Here is an 18,974-nt window from a genome sequence, read left to right on the forward strand (position 1 = left end):
ACTATGATCCGACGATTTTCCTTTGCGTTCCTTCTTCTTTTGGGTTTCTTAGCCGTGTTTTACTACGTGAGTTCTTACCAACAAGAACTCCAGGCCGATAGTTGGGACGGATATTTAGAATCCCAAGCGAAAGCGATCGTAGATAAGATGACTCCCGAAGAATTGACCGGACAAGTCATCCACGTGGCGATTCCAGGCAAGTCCTTGGATCAAACCGCCGAGAAGGAAATCGAAGAGATTCTTCCGGGGGGAATCATTCTGTTCGGAATGAATCTCGGAACCAAACAAGAAATCTTAAAACTCAATTACGAATTGCAGAAGAAGAGCATGGAGTTTTCCAAACTTCCTCTTCTCATTTCCGTCGATCAGGAAGGCGGAAGAGTTCTCCGCGTCAAAGACGGAGTGACTCAGTTCCCCGGCGCGATGGCTTTGGGACAAACTAAAAACGCGGACTACGCGTATAAGGTCGGTTTCGTCACTTCCTATCAACTGCGTAAACTCGGACTCAATTTCGTATTCGCTCCCGACTTGGATATCAACAACAATCCCGATAATCCGGTCATCAACACTCGTTCTTTGGGAAGCACTCCGGAGATGGTCACCGCGGCCGGAATCGGTTACGAGAAAGGCGCGAGAGTCGGTGGAGCGATTCCTACGATCAAACATTTTCCGGGACACGGAGATACGAACGTGGACAGTCACCTCGGACTGCCCAAGATCGACAAGACCTTGGAAGAACTCGAGAAGATGGAACTCATTCCGTTTCAAGAATCGATTAAACAAGGCGCGGAAGTCGTAATGAGCGCGCATATCTTGTATCCGAAATTGGATCCGAACTTTCCGGCGACTCTTTCATCCAAAATTCTTACCGGAATTCTCCGCGAAAAGATGGGATTTCAAGGTGTTATCATCACGGACGCGATGGAGATGGACGCAATCGATGTTCACTACAAAGATAGCGATCCGGGTGTTCTTGCTATATTAGCAGGCGCTGATATTCTTCTGATGACGAGCTGGGGTAAGACCACCCGCGATATGAAGAATCAAATTCTCACCGCGTATAAAAAAGGAACGTTTCAAAAGGGAGAACGCGACCTTTTGAAAGAAGCCGCATACAGACAGGTTCTTTTAAAACTCAAACACGGAATCGTGTACGAATTCTCTCCGAAGAAATCCGCCGCTAAAGAAAAACTTACCGAACTCGAACAAAAGGAACTCAACTTCTTCCAAGAACAGCTCGCGGAACGTGAAAAAAGTTTCTTGGAAATCTTTTCTCCGACTTTGAACGCGGAAGTTTCCAGAGCGTCCATCGTTTCCTTTCCGACTCCTTTGAATCCTGCGTCGGTCAAGGCGGAAGAAACGATCTTTGCGGTGCGCGGAAAAGAATTCGAAACCGTTCTGACGGAAAAAAATCTTCCGAACTTCAACTCCGGAAAGATCGCGGCGCTTCTCAAAGAAAACAAATACAAGCGCGTCGTGGTCACGACTTTCAGCCAATTGGAATTGGATCTGGCCGCAGGTCTTGCAAAACGTTATTCGGACATCGAAGTCGTTGCGCTTCACTACGGAACTCCATTCTTAAAATTGAATACGCTTTCGAACCTGAAAATCCTATTCTCCTTTTCCCCGACCGTAGAATCCAAAAAAGCCCTTCTGTATTCGGTCGTGGAAAGAACCTCTCCGATTCCCGTTGTGGATTTGATTTTAAAAGGTCAAAACGACAAGACGGCCGTTCAAAAGTAGTGAATCCGGTTTTTGAGGAAGTGTTGAATTCGCTGGTTTTTGTGGGAGTTCCCGCAAAAATCAGCTCGAGAAAGGGGTTGATAAAGTATAATTTTCTGATATTGAGAAAATCTCCGACGTTTCCCACCTCCTCACCCCTCCACCCTAGATCAGGGCGGGGCCGCAGAATTTGAGGAAATGCGGGAGTTCCCACAGTTCCTCAAATAGAAAGTATTCGTCGATTTAGTTATGAAAAACGACAAGAAGAATCCCGAAACTCCGGTCCGAAAGATTGGAATTCCGGGAATCTACGTCCACTACCCCTACTGCATTCAAAAATGCGAATACTGTGATTTTTATTCGATCGGGAACGGAAAAAATCCGATCCCGGACGAAACCGGGCTCTTCCGCAGATACAAGGAAGAAACGGAGCGCAGAATCGCGGACAATCCCGAAATCCTCGACCTAAAATTCGACACGATCTTTTTTGGAGGCGGAACTCCTTCCAGAGCCGACATTTCTCAAATCGCGGACCTGATCGACTTCTTCAAAAAAAATATTCAACTTTTAGAATATTCTGAAATTACGATGGAGTGCAATCCAGAGGACATCACGCCGGACTTTCTGCGATCGATCAGTCAGGCCGGAATCAACCGCATTTCCGTCGGAATCCAGAGCTTTGATCCGGAAAAATTGAAATTTTTGGGAAGGCATTACGATCCGGATCGATACGGAAACATTCTCGAAACGGTAAAAAATTCTCCGATCTCCAATTTTTCCGCCGATTTGATCTACGGAATTCCGGGACAAACCGTCGACGCGATCCTAAAGGATATCGTTCAGGTTTTGTCGGCCGGAGGAAAACACATCAGCCTCTACGCTCTCACCGTGGAAAAAGGAACCGAATATTCAAGAAAGGTAATAGATCGCGTCGTCCCCGAACCCGAGGAAGCGATCCAAGAAGAGGTTCTCAAGCTATTGCCGGAAATGTTGGCTCCATACGATTTGTTTCAATACGAGGTGAGCAACTATTCCAAACCCGGATTCTTTTCCAAACACAACCTCAAATATTGGACGATGGAATACTATTTGGGAATCGGGGCGGGCGCACACGGTTATCTGCCTTCGGGAAGATACTCCAATCCGAGAAACGTGGAGACTTACAAACGCAGAGAATTCTCCGCCGAATACGCGAAATCCGATCTCTATGAAGAATTGATTCTATCTTTGTTCCGATTGTTCGGACCGATTCAAATGGAAACTTTTTACGAACTGATTCCCGAAAAGAGAGAAGTTTTAAAACGACATCTGGAAGAACTCGCTTCTTCCGGGCTTTGCGAATTTTCCCAGGGAATCTTTCGTTGGAAACCCGAAGCGGTTCTCTTTTTGGATACTTCCATCCTCAAACTCTCTTCCATCTAAGAAACCGTCCCCGAAACCGCTCGTTATGAAGCACAGTTTCCGAAACGAAACCTTGGGACTTGTCTTTTTATCAAAGTAGAATGCGTTTTAGAGATACGCCATAAACTTAAAAAGAATTTATTTCCATTTTATAATCCACGCTCATCACAAACCGTTTCTTGGTAAAAAAGGAAACAAATTCAAACCCTTTTGTAACGCACATACAAATCGTTTTCGGGAGCCGCGGCCCATCCACCATTCTATCCTTTGGATAGAATATTCAAAAATAATTGTATACAATTTTCAATATATATCAGAATTATAATTGATAGTAAACCCAATAAATACGAACTCCGTTTTGTATTCAAACGATTAACATTCGACGAAAAATATCAAAACGGTTTTCGAAGCAAAATCAGGAACGTATTCTTTTTATACCATGCAGTTAGACAAAAGAGAGAACCATGATTCAATCCCATACAAAAACACACCAATTCGAAACTTCCTTCGCCAAACAAGAATGTGACGAAAACGGAAGTTTAAACATAGAAAATGCGCAGAAACTTTTGAACGAAGCCAGAAAGGAGGCTTTAAAACAAGCGGGTTTCGATTCTTCCCAAACGAATACGGCTCACATAGAACCTCTTGTTCTCTGGTCGGAAAGCGATTATAGAGGAACGATTCAATTTCCCGATTCGATTCTCATTCAAACCGAGTTTCGTATGATTACGAATGCACGGTATCGAATTCTTCAAAGATTGATTCGAAAATCCGATCGGAAGGTCGTATGCAATTCGAATTCGTTTTGTATACTTTTCGATTCCGATCGAAAACGACCTTGGAAACAATCCGTTTCCTTGCGGGCAGTTTGAGTTTTTAAAAAGAAAGAAAGATCGATCGGATCTTTTATCGATATTCGATTTAAGATCCGATGCTTCTGTATCGGAGTGCGATTTGTCCGGTACGGACGATTTCTTCGATTCCGTATTTAGAAAGAATTTCTACGATCGCGTTTACCTTTCTGGAATTTCCGGAATACTCGATCGTAATCGAGGTGTGCGTAAGATCCGCGATCTTCGCTTCGAACACTTCGCAAACCGAAAGAATTTCCGTTCTTGTCGTTTCGGTGATCTTCAACACAAGCAATACCAATTCACGACTCACACAATCGTGATAGGCGAGATCCTCGACTTCCAAAACGTCCGGTAATTTCAAAAGTTGTCTTTTTACTTGATCGACCGTGGACTCGTCCCCTTTTACCACGATTACCATGCTGGAGATCTCCGGATTTACCGTAACGCCGACGGCGATCGAATCTATATTATAACTTCTGCGAGTGAATAGGCCGGAAACGTGGCTCATAACGCCCGGGTGATTGTTTACCAGAATTTTTAGAATGTGTTTCATGCTTTTTTCAGTCCGGCCAGATCTTTGAATTCGATCATATCTTTTTGCGATTTGCCCGCGGGAATCATTGGGAATACTTTTTCTTCGGCGGGAATCATCACTTCCAAGAAAGCGGCGCCGTCGTCTTTTGTGAAGAATTCGATCGCTTTGTCGATTTCCGATTTATCCGAAATCTTCATTGCGGGAATCGAATAGGCTTCCGCAAGTTTTACGAAGTCCGGATTGAAGTTCCATTCCGATTGAGAGAATCGTTCTTCGTAAAAGAGTTCCTGCCACTGGCGAACCATTCCGAGAAAGTTATTGTTGAACACGAGAACTTTGACGCCGAGTTTGTTCGCGGCGATAGTTGCCAATTCTTGAATGTTCATCTGAATCGATCCGTCGCCCGAAACGCAGATCACCATCTTGTCCTTTCTTCCGAACTTCGCTCCGATCGCGGCCGGTAATCCGTACCCCATCGTTCCGAGTCCTCCGGAAGTCAGCCAATTGTTCGGCTCGTCTAAAAGATAATACTGCGCAGCCCACATCTGATGTTGTCCCACGTCCGTGGATACGATGGCTTTGCCTTGTGTTTTTTTATAAAGACGTTCCAAAAAATCCTGCGGTTTAATCGTATTACCGGAATTATCGAAGTCGAGAGGATGTTCTTTTTTTAGGTTTTGAAGATAAGAAACCCAAGAACCGTGATCCTGTTTTTTTACGAACGGAAGAATGGCGTTTAACGCATCCTTCAAATCTCCGTGGAGAAGATAATCCACTTGAATTCGTTTATTGAATTCTGCCGTATCGATATCGATATGCGCCCGTACCGCTTTTTCGGCGAATTCGCCGATTTTTGCCACTCGATCGTCGAATCGTGCCCCGAGGTTCAGGATATAATCGCATTCCAATACGGCTTTGTTGGCCGCTGCGGTTCCGTGCATCCCGAGCATTCCCACGCTCAAAGGATGTGTGCCCGGAAAAGAACCCAATCCCATCAATGTTGTCGTGACGGGAATTCCTGCTTTCGTCGCGAGCTCGAAAATTTCTTTCGAAGCTCCCGCGTTGATCGCCCCCCCGCCCACATACAGAAGGGGTTTTTTAGCCGAGTTCAGCGCTTCCGCAAATTCTTCCACGTTTCCTTTCACTTCGGGCTTTTTATAGTGATGCGGAGCGATTTTCAAACGGGGCGCTTTGCGAACGTTAGTCAGCTCGGTTTGAACATCCTTCGGGAAATCGAGCAGAACCGGTCCGGGACGACCGCCTAACGCGATCAAGGTGGCTTCCTCGAAATGTCTCGCGATATCGTCCGCGGATTTCATGAGTGCGTTGTATTTCGTGATGGGAATCGTAATTCCGAAAATATCGGCTTCTTGAAACGCGTCTGTTCCGATCGTGTTCGTTGCGACCTGTCCGGTGATCGCGAGAACGGGTACGGAATCCATCTTTGCGTCGGTAAGTCCGGTTACCAAGTTGGTCGCGCCGGGTCCCGATGTTGCAATGCACACACCGAGTTTTCCTGTGGCTCTTGCATAACCTTCCGCCATGTGAACGGCGCCTTGTTCATGTCTTACGAGAATATGTTTGATCTTTTTGCTTTTATAAATTTCGTCGTAAAAGGGAAGAATGGCTCCGCCGGGATAGCCGAAAACGATTTCAACCCCGTATTCTTCCAGAAGTTCCACCATCAGTCTGGCGCCTGTAATTCTTTCCGATTCTGCGGACATGATTCCACCCCTTACGTCCATAAAGATACCGGAAAGGCTACTGTCAAGAGGAACCGTGTTCTTAGATCCGCGGTTGTCCCGATGAAAAACGCGTTTCCCAAAGGTCCCCCATGTTCAAAAAATGAATGAGCAAATCGGAATCGGTTCGACTGTTTTCACATTGAGACGACGTCGTTCATTCCAACTCAAATTCTTCGATTTAAAATAGGGTTGCTATTGAATGGAACATTTTTATATAAAAGGGAAACGGAAATTTTTTTCCAAAATCTAATAGATAAAAAGGACTAATTTTCAGCTCAAATCACTTTTTATTTTACGAAGGAAGCTATCTGTTCTTATTTTCTTTACAGAATATTTGAGCCTCAAAAGAATATTCAATGAATCTTGTCCGTCGAAAAATAATAATGCGAATTCCGAATTTGGAAGAACGAAATTTAAAAAAGAGAGAATCAAATGGAAAATCCTAATATTGAAAAAGAAGAAGAGGACAAACAATTCGCAATCATCAAAAGCCTCGCAAAAGAAGCCTATAAACTTTTAGATTCTCACCAGTATCCTAAAGCCGAAGCGAAGCTGAAGGAACTTCTGGAAAAAGATCCGCATAACACATACGGCTTGGTCGGTATGGGCGACCTCTTCTTCAAGAAGAAGGATTACAAAAACGCCATCGAATATTATCATAAATGTATACAGGAAGATCCCTCGAACAAGTTTTCTCTGATGGGTCTCATGAACTGCTACCGCGAGATGAATCTTCTTTCCAGAGTGATCGAAGTCGCGGAAGATTACAGACATATCACGATCACGGACGCTTCCATCCTGAGCCGCGTCGCGGACGCGCATCGCAAACTGAAGAACTTTAAAGAATCAGAAATTTATTATATGCAGGCCCTGCAGATCAACCCGAAGGATCAATACGTGATCGTGGGTTTGGGTCATCTCTACTTTGCCTGTCAGAAATACAAGGACGCGATCCACTGGTGGGAAAAACTTCTTCTCATCCAACCGGACAACATCAAGATTCTCACCGAAATCGGAAACTCCTACCGTAAAATCAAGGATTACGACGAGGCGATCCAATACTATCACAGGGCGGCGGAACTCGATCGTAAAAACTTTTTCGCGTTATACGGTCTTGCAGAAAGTTACCGCGGGAAAAAAGATTTCCACAAAGCCAATCAGTATTGGGAAAGAATTCTAGAGTTCGACCCGGACAACAAACTCATCATCAACCGTTATGCGGACAGTTTGCGGGGAATGGGAGAATTCGACAAGGCGCTTGAGTGCTTCAACCGAATTCTCGCGGAAGGAGAAGATTACTTCGCTCTACTCGGTAAGGCGTCTTCCCTCAAGCTCATCGGCAAACGCGACAAGGCCGAAGAAATCTATCTCGATCTTCATAAGAAATTTCCGATGGACCCGAGACCTCTTCTCGAACTTTCGGATCTTTACGTGGAAGTCGGCAAACCGACCGAAGCGGTTCGCCTTCTCGAAGACTTCCAGAAAAAACAGCCTCTCAACGAGGAAGTAAAACACAAACTGGAAAGTATTCGGGGCGAATAACGAACCCCACCCGTTTAAACCAAGTTAGGCGGACCGAAACGGACTCGCCTTGCCGAAAGAATGAGCGTCGTTTTTTATGCGACGCCCGTTCGTTACAAATCGAAATTCTCCGTTAGTACGCTCCTTCAATCAATACTTCAAAAAGAATTCTCCTTGTGCTTCCGAGCCTTCGTCTTGAAATTTACCTCAAACAAGGCAAAGCGCATAACGCGCAAACGGCTCTGGAAAGCAATGTATGAATGATATCACCCGGTCGATCCGCAATTTCACCTTTCAATTCATTTTAGTCACCGAAGTAATCGGCTTCTCCCTCGCAATCGGAGCCTCGATCGTCTTTTTCAAGTCCTTTTTGGAGCTGGATCCGAATCAGCTTCAGAGTGCGGTTCGTTTGACCTTAGGTGTTTCCGTTTTCACACTCGCCTTTACCGTTTATTCGGATCTAAGAAAGCTGAAACCGATTTTAAAATATCGCAAGGTCGTCGAACAGGGAATCATCGATCGGGAAACCGCCTTTGCGGCACAGAAGTCTTTGACCCGCCTTCCTTTGTTTCATGCGATCGAAATTTCCGGACGTATCTTCGTCACGGCCACGCTCATCATCCTTTTAAGAAGTTTCACTTCTTCCGTCGAGATCGCGGACTTTTACAACCTATTCGCGATTACTACGATCCTTTCGTTGTCGCTCGGGGTTTATACGTTTTTAACCACTGAAAAATTGACTACGCAGTTGATCGAGTCGGGAGCGTTCAGCGTGATCGACGCTTCTTCCTTGTTGAAGATACGGTTGACGACTTCGCTTACGATGATCTTTATTTTTATCGTTTTGATTCTCGCCGTGGGAGTTTCGAGTCTTGTTTATAAGTTCAATTACGCGGCGGTTCGAAAGTCTTACTTCAATCAGATGATCAACGTGAACGAAACGCTTCACATTCTCACGGAATCGATTTTCGACGAGATGAAATCGGATGCGGAAAAGCTGATACACGATCCGATCTTTCTTTCCTATGCGGAAAATTACAAATTGAGCGACTTGGAGAGATTTTTGGAAACCCTTCTCAGCCGTTCGCCCAAATACGAATCGATCTCTTTGCTCCAAGCCGAGGGAGAATCCTGGAGAATTCTCTCGGGAACGGGAACTCTCGCAAAAGACGGAGAATCTCTTTTAAAACAGTTCCGTCTTCCCTCCGAAAACAAGGTTTTGGAATCGGTTTCCGCCGAACGAACCTTTGTCAGCGAACCGACCGCATCTCCGGTTTCCGGAACTCCGGTCGTTCTGATTTTGACACCAATTTCGTCTAACGCGAAACTTTACGTCGCCTATTCCCTTCGAATCGCGGATCTCACGAGTAAACTGATCGGTTCTATCCAGATCGGAAAAACCGGTTATCCCGGTCTTTTAGGGGCGAGCGAAGTCGTTCTCAATCACGTGAATCCCGCTTTGAATCTCAAACGTCTGCAGGACTTTCCGTTTTACGATCAGGTAAAAGACTATCAGGATAACGTTCCGGTTCGTTACTTCTTCGGCGGAAAATACAAATACATGATTCTTCTGAAGAACAAAAAATACGGATTCATTACGTTCGCCTCGGTGGAAAACGAAGAGATCACGGGAGAGGCGATCGTCGCCGTATACGCGATGGCGGTGATTTCCTTTTTCGGTCTGATTTTGATCGGAATTCTCATCCATATCATTCTTAGAAAAAAACTGAAACCCCTCGAGGAAAGCCAAGACGTTCTCGAATCGATGGCTGATGGAAATCTTACGCAGTCCCTGAAGGTTCTCGCATTGGACGAAATCGGAGAAATGTCGATCTCGATCAATTCGTTTAACAAAAAGGTGAAAACGGTTTTGGGTAAAATCGTAAACGCATCCAACAACCTCGCGACTTCCTCCGATGAAATGTCCGGCGCTTTGAACTTCATTTCGGATAACGCACAAAACCAAGCGGCTTCCTCCGAACAGATCTCCGCTTCGATCGAAGAGATTTCCGCGGGAATGGACGGAGTGGAAGCGCAGACGAAAGAACAGGTCAACCTTTTGAACAAACTCGCATCGGATATGAAACTCTTCTCCGATTCGATCCACGAAACTTCCAGCAACCTGGACAAGACCTTATTCGAAGTCGAAAAAATCACGCAGGACGCGAAAAAGGGAGGAAGTTCCCTCGAACTCACCAATCAATCGATCACAAAGATCAGCCGCAGCTCGGAAGATATCGCGGGAGTGATTGAGATCATCAACACGATCTCGGAACAAATTCATCTTCTTGCGTTGAACGCCGCGATCGAAGCCGCAAGAGCGGGAGCAGCGGGGAAAGGTTTTGCGGTCGTCGCCGACGAGATTTCCAAACTCGCCGATAAAACCACGAACAGCATCAAGGACATCGAACAGATCATCCAGAGTAACGAAGCGGAGATCGGAATCGGAATTCAGAACATCACCGATACGGTGACGGTGATCTCGGGTATCATTGCGGGCATTTCCGAAATCAACAGCCAGATGAAAGTCGTGAATCAATTTATGGAACATCAGCTTTCCAAAAACGATCAGATGAATTTCACCGCAAAGGAAGTCAAGGACAGATCCGACGTAATTCAAGGTGCGGTTCGGGAACAGAAAATCGCGATCGAAGAAATTTCCAGAACCATCACGACGATCAACGATCTCAATCAATCTTCCGCGGCTTCCTCCGAAGAACTCAGCTCTAGTTCCATCGGTTTAGCGAAATTAGCCGAGGATCTGAAACGAGAAGTGGAATTCTTCAAACTTTAAACCTCGCCTCGAGGAGAAGAGCGACCCGACATCGCAAAAACCCTTGATTTTTCCCCCCGTGCTTTTACTTTGCACTTTATGGAATGGGAAAAGATACTCAGGGACTCCGTTAAGGACAATAAGATCAAGGAATTGCATCTTAGAAAAGTCCCTACCCTCAAGACCTGCGACGATTGGAGCAAGGTCCGGGAGATCGGTCTTATCGATCATAAAACAAAATACGCACATTATAAAGGTGGATTGGTTAAATACGGAGAAGCCCTATTCTTCGTAACCGACGAAAGACTGCAAGCGATCGCTCCGTATCGCAAATGGGAATTCAAAACCAAAATCAAAGTGGAAGAATAATCTTCACGATTCCGAGCCCGTTCGGCTCGGAAAAACATTCGCTCTCAACTCGATCTCCTTCAACCGCTTCGAATCGACCTCCGTCGTAAGGACCGAAATCCGAGTTTCCATTCTTTTCCTTTCCCGAATTCGAGTGCACTACGCAAAAATCTCCTTTCCAGGCTTGGAAACAAGAAACGTTTCAGTTCGAGTCCGTAAACGATCTGCGGAAAAACCCGAGCCAACGAACCTCGGATTTTTACTTCGGATTAACGGGTGAGATTTACGATGAGATTGAGTTTTTCGGAAACCGTGATTACGTCTTGAACGCGGTTTTTGTCCACAAGAACCGCAGTTGGACCGATTTCATCCAACACGATCTTCTTTCCTTTGATCTGTCCCAAAAGAAGTTCCATCGTATTTTGGTCTTTCGTACGAACGAGAACACAATCCTCTGTGATGTCGACGACCGGAAGATTTCCGCCCCAATCTTCCAATAAGAAGAGAAGGTTCTGCGCGAGATCCGCTTTGCTGGAATTCTTTAAGAAGTCGATGAACTCAGTCGGTTTGTATCCGAGCAGAATTCCCAATTGGAACGCTTCTTTAGTAAGAACGAAGGTATAAACCCGATCGTAGTCTTTGAGTTCCGTAAACGCTTTGAGAATATGAAGTCCGTGAATGGAAACACGATCCGGAAACGCGATGATCGTAAAGTCCGGGTTGATCGTAATTCCGCCTTTTTCCGTTTTGTGGGAAAGTTCCCCTGTTTGGAAAAAGTATTCTCCCAACTTGGAAAGCCCGAGGAAACGGTTCGGATATTCGATTTCCAAAAGTCCGAAAAGATGCAGATAAAAGATCGCGCTCATGATTTCCTTACGGAGTTCCGCGAGATCGGACTGAAAATTCTTAGTCCTAAATCCGGGAGAAAGAATCATGTGTTCCCGAATGATATTGGAAAAAATCACCGAAAGATGAATGCGTTTCGCCTTGATGATAAGGCTCACGCACTTGTCGAGAATCGGTTTATCGTAAAAAGGCATTTCCGTCGCTGTGAAAACTTCCGCGGGAACGACCCGTTTCATACGGGCTTCGTTGACCTCGTGGACGACGAGTTTCATGATTTCGAAAATATCCTTCTCGTTGAATCCGTTCACGTCGCCTTTGAGAATGATGTTTTCTCCCTTGATGTCGACGAGGTTCAGGAGTTTCAGAACCGGAAGAATCAATTCCATCTGATAGATCTGGCTCTTTTCCGGAAAAATTCCGATATCGGGATTGAGAAGTTCCTGTTCCGTGCGTTTGTGATCGGCTTGTTTTACCTTTCCGGACTTAGCAAGAACCAAACCTTTGCGGCTGATATAAGAGATCAGTTTTTTGATGTTGAGAAAAAAGTCTAAGTCGTTCGCCGCGAGTTTTTCCGTTCTTTGTTTGGTTCCTTTTTTGATCGAAGGAAGAATCGGATGCGTCTGAACGTATTTTAAAATTTCATCGGGGATCGCGAAAACTCGGACGAACTTTTCATCCACAAAACAAACGTCCATTACCAATCCTTTCGCGATCAGCGCAGGAACGATCTGTTCGTATTTACCGCGGCTTGTAACAACGTAACTGCGGATGTCTTCCGCTTCGGAAACTCCCCCGCTCAGGTAGATGCGGACGAGAGTGTCTCGTTCCAAATCGGCGAGAGACTGAAGGTTGAGATCGATTCCTTCTTCGGAAGCGGCAATCGAATAAAACTTTTTGATCGAGTCGAGTTGTTTCGGAGCTTTAACCGCAGCCTTCCACTCGTCCGAGATTTCGGTCGTCTTCTTGCGGTCGAGAACCTTTTCGAGTGAGATCTTGTATTTGTCGCCTTTGAGATTTTGATCCAAAGGAACGAGATCGGCGATCTCCTCAAACGCATGATATTTATCTAAATTGTTCGTAAGACGTTCGCGGTTTTTTCTCTGATAGACGAGCTGATATTTCCGAAGAAGGTTCAACTCCATCTCGACGTTGATCGGAGGAATGTTCACCTTTCTCGAAATTTCACCGAGCGTCAGAACGTTTTTATTCTTAAGTATGCTGGTATAAATCGTAACCTGAAGCTGAGTCAGTTTTTCCAAAACTCCTTTCAGATAAAATTCATCCTGAAAGGTTTCGTAAAGATAGGCTACGTTCTTATTTTTTTCTTTATAAGGAAGTTTTGCAAGATTCCAGAGAGTCGCGACTTTTTTCAGATCGTTGAGTTCAAGTTTATCGAGTTCCTGAAGTAGTACTGAATCGTTGCTCATAAGGGAAGATACGCCGGACGGTGTATTTTATGTAGCCATAATCAGAATTTGAGTTCGTTCGTAAACAAAAAACCAGTTTCGACCCGCAGGCAATTCGGAGAATTCTCCGGTTTTTTGAACCCCCTTTCTGTAGTTGTCTTTTGAAAGGAAGTTCAAAATCTTTGTGATTATGGCCGGTTTTTTTGATTCCCTGAAAATGGGTTTTGGCGGTGCCTCCCGAATCCTGAACAGCGGTTTTGTATTCTCCACAAAGACCATTCTCCTTTTAAAGGATCTTGCCTTGGGCGGAGATTCGATGGAGACATTTCCGATCCGACTTCGGGAAGCCTTCGAAGAGTTAGGCGCCACGTACATCAAGTTAGGTCAGTTCATCGCGTCGGCTCCTTCCCTCTTCCCCGACGAGTTCGTAACCGAAATGCAAAAGTGCTTGGATGGAATTCGACCGATTCCCTACGCAACCGTGGAAAGAATCGTTCAGAAGGAACTTGGAGGAAAACTCAGCGATCATTTTTACAGTGTGGAACCGATTCCCATCGCTTCGGCCTCGATCGCGCAGGTTCATTCCGCGGTCACAAAGGACGGTTTGGACGTAGTCATCAAGGTGCAAAGACCGGACATAGAATCCACGTTATCCGCCGATTTAAATCTGATTTACTTCGCTTCGGTTTTGTTCGAACGATTCGCACCGGGCCTTAGCAAATCCGGAATTTCGGATATGGTCGAACAGTTCCAAACATCTATATTAGAAGAAATTGATTTTTACAAAGAAGCCGACAACATCGAAGAGTTCGAACGGGAACTTCTCGCGATGGGCGAAACAAGGGCCAGAGTTCCGAAAGTTTATAGAGAACTTTCGACGAAGAAGATTCTCACCATGGAACGTTTTTACGGCGCTCCGATCACGGATGAGAACTCGATCCGCAAGTATTCCTCCGATCCTCAAAAGACCCTCACCGAGGCTCTGGAAATCTGGTTTTCCACGTTGGCGCGCAACGGATTTTTTCACGCGGACGTACATGCAGGAAATCTAATGATCCTTCGGGACGGAACCGTCGGTTTTATCGATTTCGGAATCGTGGGAAGAATTTCCCCGCGCGTCTGGGACGGTCTGATGATCTTTTTAGAAGGATTAAGTCTGAACAGAACCGAAAAGATCGCGAAGGGTTTGATCCAGATGGATTCCACTTCCAAAGGAGTGGATGAAAGGAAACTCGCGAAGGATTTGGAAGCGGTGTTTTCCAGAATGACCGAAATGGTGATGAAGGTTCAAATGGGCGATCTCGAATCCTTGGACGACAAGAAGCTGAACGCGATTCTTTTCGAGTTCCGCGAAATTTCCTTACGCAACGGTTTGAAAATTCCGAAAGAATTCGGCCTTTTGATCAAACAGATTCTCTACTTCGATCGTTACGTCAAAACGATGGCCCCGGACATCGACCTCATCCGAGACCGTGATAAATTTCTAATATGACGAAATTGTTAAACGAACTCGAAAAAGGTCAGGAAGGTTCGATCCTTTCCCTTCTTCTCCAACCCGGAAAGGAAGACCTGTTTCGAAACATCCTCGACATCGGACTTTTGCCCGGGACGAAAATTCTCGTTTTGGAAAAATATCCGACTCAAAAGAAGATGGTTCTCCGTGCGGGAGAAGTGGAAATCGCGATTCGGGAAGGAGAAGCGGAGCTCATCCAAATTGGAGAAGTTCATGGGTCATTCTAACGTGAAAGCGCAGGAAAAAACTTCCCGAATTCTCATGGCGGGAAATCCGAACTGCGGTAAATCGACCTTATTCAATCGCCTAACAGGGCTTAGACAAAAAACCGGCAACTATCACGGGGTCACCGTGGAAAAAGCCGAAGGGATTTTGGGACACGGAGAACATTCCCTGAAAGTTCTGGATCTTCCCGGTGCGTTCAGTCTCGGCGGAAACTCCGAAGACAAACAGATCACGAGCCGGGTTCTCATCGGTCACGAAGAAGGAGATCGGATTCTTTTCGTGATGGACGCTTCCCTCGCGGAAAGAAGTCTTCAGTTTCTGCTTCAGATCCTGGAACTCGACGTACCCGTGTTAGTCGCCGTCACGATGCGGGACGTTCTCGAAAAAAAACGGGTTCACTTGGATTTGGACGTTCTTTCGAGAGAATTCGGAATTCCGTTTCAATACGTGAATCCGAAAAACGGAGAAGGAGTTCAGGAACTAAAGGATCTTCTCGTTTCTCCCGGAGCTTTCCGACTTCCGATCCGCTCCTTCACTTGGGACAAAGAACGTGAGAATTTTACGAACGGACTGCTGCGTTTGCTCGACTCCGAACATTCAAAATCTCTTAAATTCGTTCTATTAAATTCGTTCAAAGAACTTTCGGGAGAAACTCTTCAAAAAGGTCTTCCAGGCCTTTCTTTGTTTTCCGAAGATTCCCAAAACGTAATCCGACAAGAATTTTCCCGTTTCGGAAAATCCTTCACCTATCTCGAAGAACTCACTCAAAAATCCATCTACATCAAAAAGATATTGGGGAACGCGCTCGGAGGAAACGCACTTCCGAACGAGCGCGTTCTTTCCCAGGCGGATAAGATTCTTCTGCATCCTTTTTGGGGATTGGTTTCCTTTTTGGGAATCATGGCCTTGATGTTTCAAGCGCTCTTCACTTGGTCGGAAACTCCGATGGATTGGATCGAGTCGAGCGTTCAAAGTGTCGGAAGTTTTGTCGGCGGTTTTATGGAAGAAGGTCCGTTGCGTTCTCTCGTTCAGGAAGGGATCATCGGAGGAGTCGGAGCGGTTCTCGTTTTTATTCCGCAAATCAGTTTGCTTTTTTTCTTTATCGGAATTTTGGAAGAGACCGGTTATATCGCGCGCGCTTCCTTCGTGATGGATCGGTTTATGAGCAAATTCGGTCTTTCCGGAAAATCGTTTATCCCCCTTCTTTCCTCCGCCGCTTGCGCCGTGCCCGCGATCATGGGTACAAGAACCATCGAGAACAAATCGGATCGAATCACTACGATTTTAGTTTCACCTTTGATCACTTGTTCGGCCCGGTATCCGGTTTACATTCTCGTAATCGCCGCCGTGTTTCCCGCGACAAAAATCGGGGGGATTTTCAGCGTGCAGGCTCTGACGATGCTCGGTCTGTTTCTTGCCGGAATGATCGCGTCCATGCTCGCGGCTCTCGTTTTCAAAAAGACGTTCTTTCGATCGGACTCCTCTTATTTTCTGATGGAACTCCCCGCTTACAACGCGCCTTCGATCAAAAGTCTTTTGTTAAACGTATTCAAAAAACTGAAAGCATTTTTGTCCACCGCAGGTCAGATCATCCTTTTTATTTCCATTCTCCTTTGGTTTTTGGCGAACTATCCGCGAATCGATTCCGCGCAATACCCGAACGCGTCCGAGGCGGAACTCAAAAAAATCCAAATCCGCGAATCGTATGCGGGAGACGCGGGAAAATTCATGGAGCCCGTTTTAAAACCGATCGGATTTGATTGGAAGATGGGAATCGGAATCATCACCTCGTTTGCGGCGAGAGAAATCATGGTCTCCACTCTTTCTATTATCTACGGAGTCGGAGGGGAAGAATCGGACGACGATCTCAAAGAAGCGATCCGCAAGGACAAGGATGAAAACGGAAAAGAAGTCTGGGGTTTGCGGAACTCGGTTAGCCTTTTGCTGTTCTTCGCCTTTGCCTGTCAGTGTATGTCCACGCTCGCCGTGGTAAAAAAGGAAACCAATTCGGTCGCCTGGCCTCTCTTTTTATTCGGGTACATGACGTTATTAGCATATACTACTTCGTTTATCGTTTTCCAGGTTTGGAATCTGTTTTCCTAATATAGATTGCGGATGTTCCAGAGAATTCCTTCCAATCTCAGGATTTTTTTCGGTTATACGATCGGCTTTCTGATCCTGTTCCTACTTTATCGACTTTGTTTTTGGTTCGTCTTCTCTTCCAAGTTCGCGGCTGCGAATCTCGGGGAGATTCTACTCGCTTTGATCGCGGGAATCCGTTTTGATCTTTCGGTTTGTGCGATTTTATTAAGCGCTTTTACGATTGCATCCGCGATCCACCCCTTGAATCGGTTTCGGACCTATTCGTTGTTTTGGGGAATTGCTCCGATCGTTCTTTTCTTTTGGGTCTTCGGACATTTGATCGGAGACATTTTGTATTTCAGCGAAACGAACAAGCACTTGGGTTATGAAGGATTCGTTTTTTTAGGTTCGGAATTCCCGATTCTTCTCAAGGCCTTTTTTGCGGGCGATACCGTGCTCGCCTTTTTATCTTCGGCCGTGGTCTTGGTTCTACTTCCGCTTGCGATCATTCGATACATTCAAAATTATTCATATGACTTCGATTCCTCGTTTCAAAAACGAGAACTGTGGCAGCTTCTGATCCTTCCTCCCGTTTTGTTTTTGTTTGCGAGAGGGGGTTTTCAATCCAGACCGCTTCGTGCCAGCGACGCAATGATCTCGGAAACGCCGATCGTAAATCAACTCGTATTAAACGGAGTTTTCACATCCATCATGGACTTGAAAAACCAATCGATTCCGGTACATCTGCGGCGTTCCTATGCGGAATCGATCGAAGTCGTTCGAAAAGAGATCGAATACCCGGGTTCGAACTTTATCTCGGAGGAATTTCCGATTCTCCGGGAAACGAAGGAGACGAACTCCCGCAGGCCGCCTAACATCGTTTTGGTGCTTCTCGAAAGTTGGACCGGAAAATACGCCTATTCCCAAGGACAAGTTCCTCCCGAAGGAAAAAAAATCGCTCCTCATTTCGAGAATCTCATCCGTCAAGGAACCTATTTTTCCTCTTTCTTTGCGAGCGGAGGAAGAACGACGAACGGGCTGTTATCCACGTTAACCGGAATCCCGGACGGTCCAGGTTTGACCGTAGTCCGAACGCCGCAAATTTTAAGCCGTTTCGGAGGACTCGGAACGATCCTCAAACCGCTGGGATACAAAACCCTCTTCGTTCACGGAGGAGACGTCAACTTTGACAACATGAGTTTTCTCTTTTCCCACTGGGGTTTCGATACGATTCTGGGTCAGGAATACTTCGACTCCCTGCGGAAATACGAACGCGGACCTTGGGGGTATTACGACGGAGATTTGTTAAACGAATTTCATGAAATCCTAATGCAACAAAAGGATTCTCCCTTTCTTGCCGTCACTCTGACCTTGACTACGCACTATCCCTACAAAACCCCTTCGAAGGAATACGAAATCTTTCCGCCGAAAACGGAAGAAGCGGAATATTTCAACGTCTACCGTTATGCGGACGTTGCGATCCATTCCTTTCTCGAAAAAGCGAAGAAGTCCCCTTACTTTCGGGATACCGTCTTTATCTTCGTAGGCGACCACACGCATCATAGAAATCTGGATTATTTCGAGGATCGAAACGTCCCCTTTTTGATTTATGCGCCCGGAAAAATTCCGGCCAAAATCGATGCCCGTATTTCCTCTCAGTTAGACGTAATTCCCACCATCCTCGGAATTGTGGGTAAGAAAGTTCGATTCTCAGCGATGGGACGCGACCTCCTCGATCCCAAACTGCAGGGAGGTACCGCCTACTTTGCGTTCGGCAATTTTATCGGTTGGATCGAGGGGAATTGGATTTTCTACAGCCTCACCGATAAGATTCGCATTTCTCCGTTTTCCATCGCTCCGAGAATCGGAGAAACGGAAGAATGTAAAACCGATCCGGTAAAATGCGACGCGTATCATACGAAAGCGAAATCATTTTGGAACTTAAGTTATGAGCTAATGAACCGAAATCTTATATATCCACTTAAAAAATAAAAGTACGAAGA

At 45.7% G+C, this 18,974-nt stretch carries 13 protein-coding genes; 10 read left to right on the top strand and 3 right to left on the bottom strand.

Annotated elements, in window-relative coordinates; genetic code table 11:
* Positions 1-3: 3 nt before the first annotated feature.
* The 3 genes from LFX17_RS10715 (at position 4) to LFX17_RS10725 (ending at position 3,995) form a co-directional block, all read left to right on the top strand.
* On the top strand, positions 4-1,743 hold the full coding sequence (locus LFX17_RS10715; RefSeq protein ID WP_238746628.1) for a glycoside hydrolase family 3 protein: 1,740 nt from the start codon (positions 4-6) through the stop codon (positions 1,741-1,743).
* 228 nt (positions 1,744-1,971) lie between these two features.
* Positions 1,972-3,144 carry a radical SAM family heme chaperone HemW gene (hemW, locus tag LFX17_RS10720; protein WP_238730244.1) on the top strand — a complete coding sequence of 391 codons (1,173 nt, stop codon included), beginning with the start codon at positions 1,972-1,974 and terminating at the stop codon, positions 3,142-3,144.
* Between the two features lie 443 nt (positions 3,145-3,587).
* Complete coding sequence (locus LFX17_RS10725; RefSeq protein ID WP_238730245.1) at positions 3,588-3,995, top strand: acyl-CoA thioesterase; 408 nt, start codon at positions 3,588-3,590, stop codon at positions 3,993-3,995.
* Positions 3,996-4,044: 49 nt separating this feature from the next.
* Here LFX17_RS10725 and ilvN read toward each other — a convergent pair whose 3' ends face one another.
* A complete protein-coding gene (ilvN, locus tag LFX17_RS10730) occupies positions 4,045-4,530 on the bottom strand; it encodes an acetolactate synthase small subunit (protein WP_238730246.1) in 486 nt (161 codons plus the stop codon).
* Positions 4,527-6,236: a biosynthetic-type acetolactate synthase large subunit gene (gene ilvB, locus LFX17_RS10735; protein WP_238730247.1), complete on the bottom strand. Its 1,710-nt coding sequence runs from the start codon at positions 6,234-6,236 to the stop codon at positions 4,527-4,529. Before ilvB ends, ilvN begins: the two co-directional genes overlap by 4 nt.
* Positions 6,237-6,689: 453 nt before the next feature.
* Here ilvB and LFX17_RS10740 point away from each other — a divergent pair, with 453 nt between their 5' ends.
* From LFX17_RS10740 to LFX17_RS10750, 3 genes are all read left to right on the top strand, one after another.
* On the top strand, positions 6,690-7,799 hold the full coding sequence (locus LFX17_RS10740; protein ID WP_238730248.1) for a tetratricopeptide repeat protein: 1,110 nt from the start codon (positions 6,690-6,692) through the stop codon (positions 7,797-7,799).
* Between the two features lie 235 nt (positions 7,800-8,034).
* The gene (locus tag LFX17_RS10745) at positions 8,035-10,572 is read left to right on the top strand and encodes a methyl-accepting chemotaxis protein (RefSeq protein ID WP_238746630.1); all 2,538 of its coding nucleotides are present in this window, start codon (positions 8,035-8,037) and stop codon (positions 10,570-10,572) included.
* Between the two features lie 78 nt (positions 10,573-10,650).
* On the top strand, positions 10,651-10,920 hold the full coding sequence (locus LFX17_RS10750; protein WP_002993672.1) for a hypothetical protein: 270 nt from the start codon (positions 10,651-10,653) through the stop codon (positions 10,918-10,920).
* Positions 10,921-11,168: 248 nt separating this feature from the next.
* On the opposite strand, the gene LFX17_RS10755 is transcribed toward LFX17_RS10750, so the two are convergent.
* Positions 11,169-13,172, bottom strand: a complete 2,004-nt coding sequence (locus tag LFX17_RS10755; protein WP_238730250.1) for a helicase — start codon at positions 13,170-13,172, stop codon at positions 11,169-11,171.
* Between the two features lie 169 nt (positions 13,173-13,341).
* On the opposite strand from LFX17_RS10755, the gene LFX17_RS10760 reads away from it, so the two are divergent.
* From LFX17_RS10760 to LFX17_RS10775, 4 genes are read left to right on the top strand one after another with little or no spacing between them, the layout of a single operon-like run.
* On the top strand, positions 13,342-14,643 hold the full coding sequence (locus tag LFX17_RS10760) for an ABC1 kinase family protein (RefSeq protein WP_238730251.1): 1,302 nt from the start codon (positions 13,342-13,344) through the stop codon (positions 14,641-14,643).
* On the top strand, positions 14,640-14,891 hold the full coding sequence (locus LFX17_RS10765; RefSeq protein ID WP_238730252.1) for a FeoA family protein: 252 nt from the start codon (positions 14,640-14,642) through the stop codon (positions 14,889-14,891). The genes LFX17_RS10760 and LFX17_RS10765 overlap by 4 nt, the downstream gene beginning before the upstream one ends.
* Positions 14,878-16,992: a ferrous iron transport protein B gene (gene feoB / locus LFX17_RS10770; RefSeq protein ID WP_238746632.1), complete on the top strand. Its 2,115-nt coding sequence runs from the start codon at positions 14,878-14,880 to the stop codon at positions 16,990-16,992. Before LFX17_RS10765 ends, feoB begins: the two co-directional genes overlap by 14 nt.
* 12 nt (positions 16,993-17,004) lie before the next feature.
* The gene (locus LFX17_RS10775) at positions 17,005-18,963 is read left to right on the top strand and encodes an LTA synthase family protein (RefSeq protein ID WP_238746634.1); all 1,959 of its coding nucleotides are present in this window, start codon (positions 17,005-17,007) and stop codon (positions 18,961-18,963) included.
* Positions 18,964-18,974 lie beyond the last annotated feature (11 nt).

It is taken from the genome of Leptospira sanjuanensis (genome assembly GCF_022267375.1).
GTDB classification, from domain to species: domain Bacteria; phylum Spirochaetota; class Leptospiria; order Leptospirales; family Leptospiraceae; genus Leptospira; species Leptospira sanjuanensis.

What these genes read in the sequence shown, in the direction of transcription:
- LFX17_RS10765 (WP_238730252.1), top strand. Translation starts at nt 14,640, where the DNA reads ATGACGAAATTGTTAAACGAACTCGAAAAAGGTCAGGAAGGTTCGATC.
- ilvB (WP_238730247.1), bottom strand. Translation starts at nt 6,236, where the DNA reads ATGTCCGCAGAATCGGAAAGAATTACAGGCGCCAGACTGATGGTGGAA.
- LFX17_RS10755 (WP_238730250.1), bottom strand. Translation starts at nt 13,172, where the DNA reads ATGAGCAACGATTCAGTACTACTTCAGGAACTCGATAAACTTGAACTC.
- LFX17_RS10775 (WP_238746634.1), top strand. Translation starts at nt 17,005, where the DNA reads ATGTTCCAGAGAATTCCTTCCAATCTCAGGATTTTTTTCGGTTATACG.
- hemW (WP_238730244.1), top strand. Translation starts at nt 1,972, where the DNA reads ATGAAAAACGACAAGAAGAATCCCGAAACTCCGGTCCGAAAGATTGGA.
- LFX17_RS10760 (WP_238730251.1), top strand. Translation starts at nt 13,342, where the DNA reads ATGGCCGGTTTTTTTGATTCCCTGAAAATGGGTTTTGGCGGTGCCTCC.
- LFX17_RS10725 (WP_238730245.1), top strand. Translation starts at nt 3,588, where the DNA reads ATGATTCAATCCCATACAAAAACACACCAATTCGAAACTTCCTTCGCC.
- LFX17_RS10740 (WP_238730248.1), top strand. Translation starts at nt 6,690, where the DNA reads ATGGAAAATCCTAATATTGAAAAAGAAGAAGAGGACAAACAATTCGCA.
- LFX17_RS10745 (WP_238746630.1), top strand. Translation starts at nt 8,035, where the DNA reads ATGAATGATATCACCCGGTCGATCCGCAATTTCACCTTTCAATTCATT.
- ilvN (WP_238730246.1), bottom strand. Translation starts at nt 4,530, where the DNA reads ATGAAACACATTCTAAAAATTCTGGTAAACAATCACCCGGGCGTTATG.
- LFX17_RS10715 (WP_238746628.1), top strand. Translation starts at nt 4, where the DNA reads ATGATCCGACGATTTTCCTTTGCGTTCCTTCTTCTTTTGGGTTTCTTA.
- LFX17_RS10750 (WP_002993672.1), top strand. Translation starts at nt 10,651, where the DNA reads ATGGAATGGGAAAAGATACTCAGGGACTCCGTTAAGGACAATAAGATC.
- feoB (WP_238746632.1), top strand. Translation starts at nt 14,878, where the DNA reads ATGGGTCATTCTAACGTGAAAGCGCAGGAAAAAACTTCCCGAATTCTC.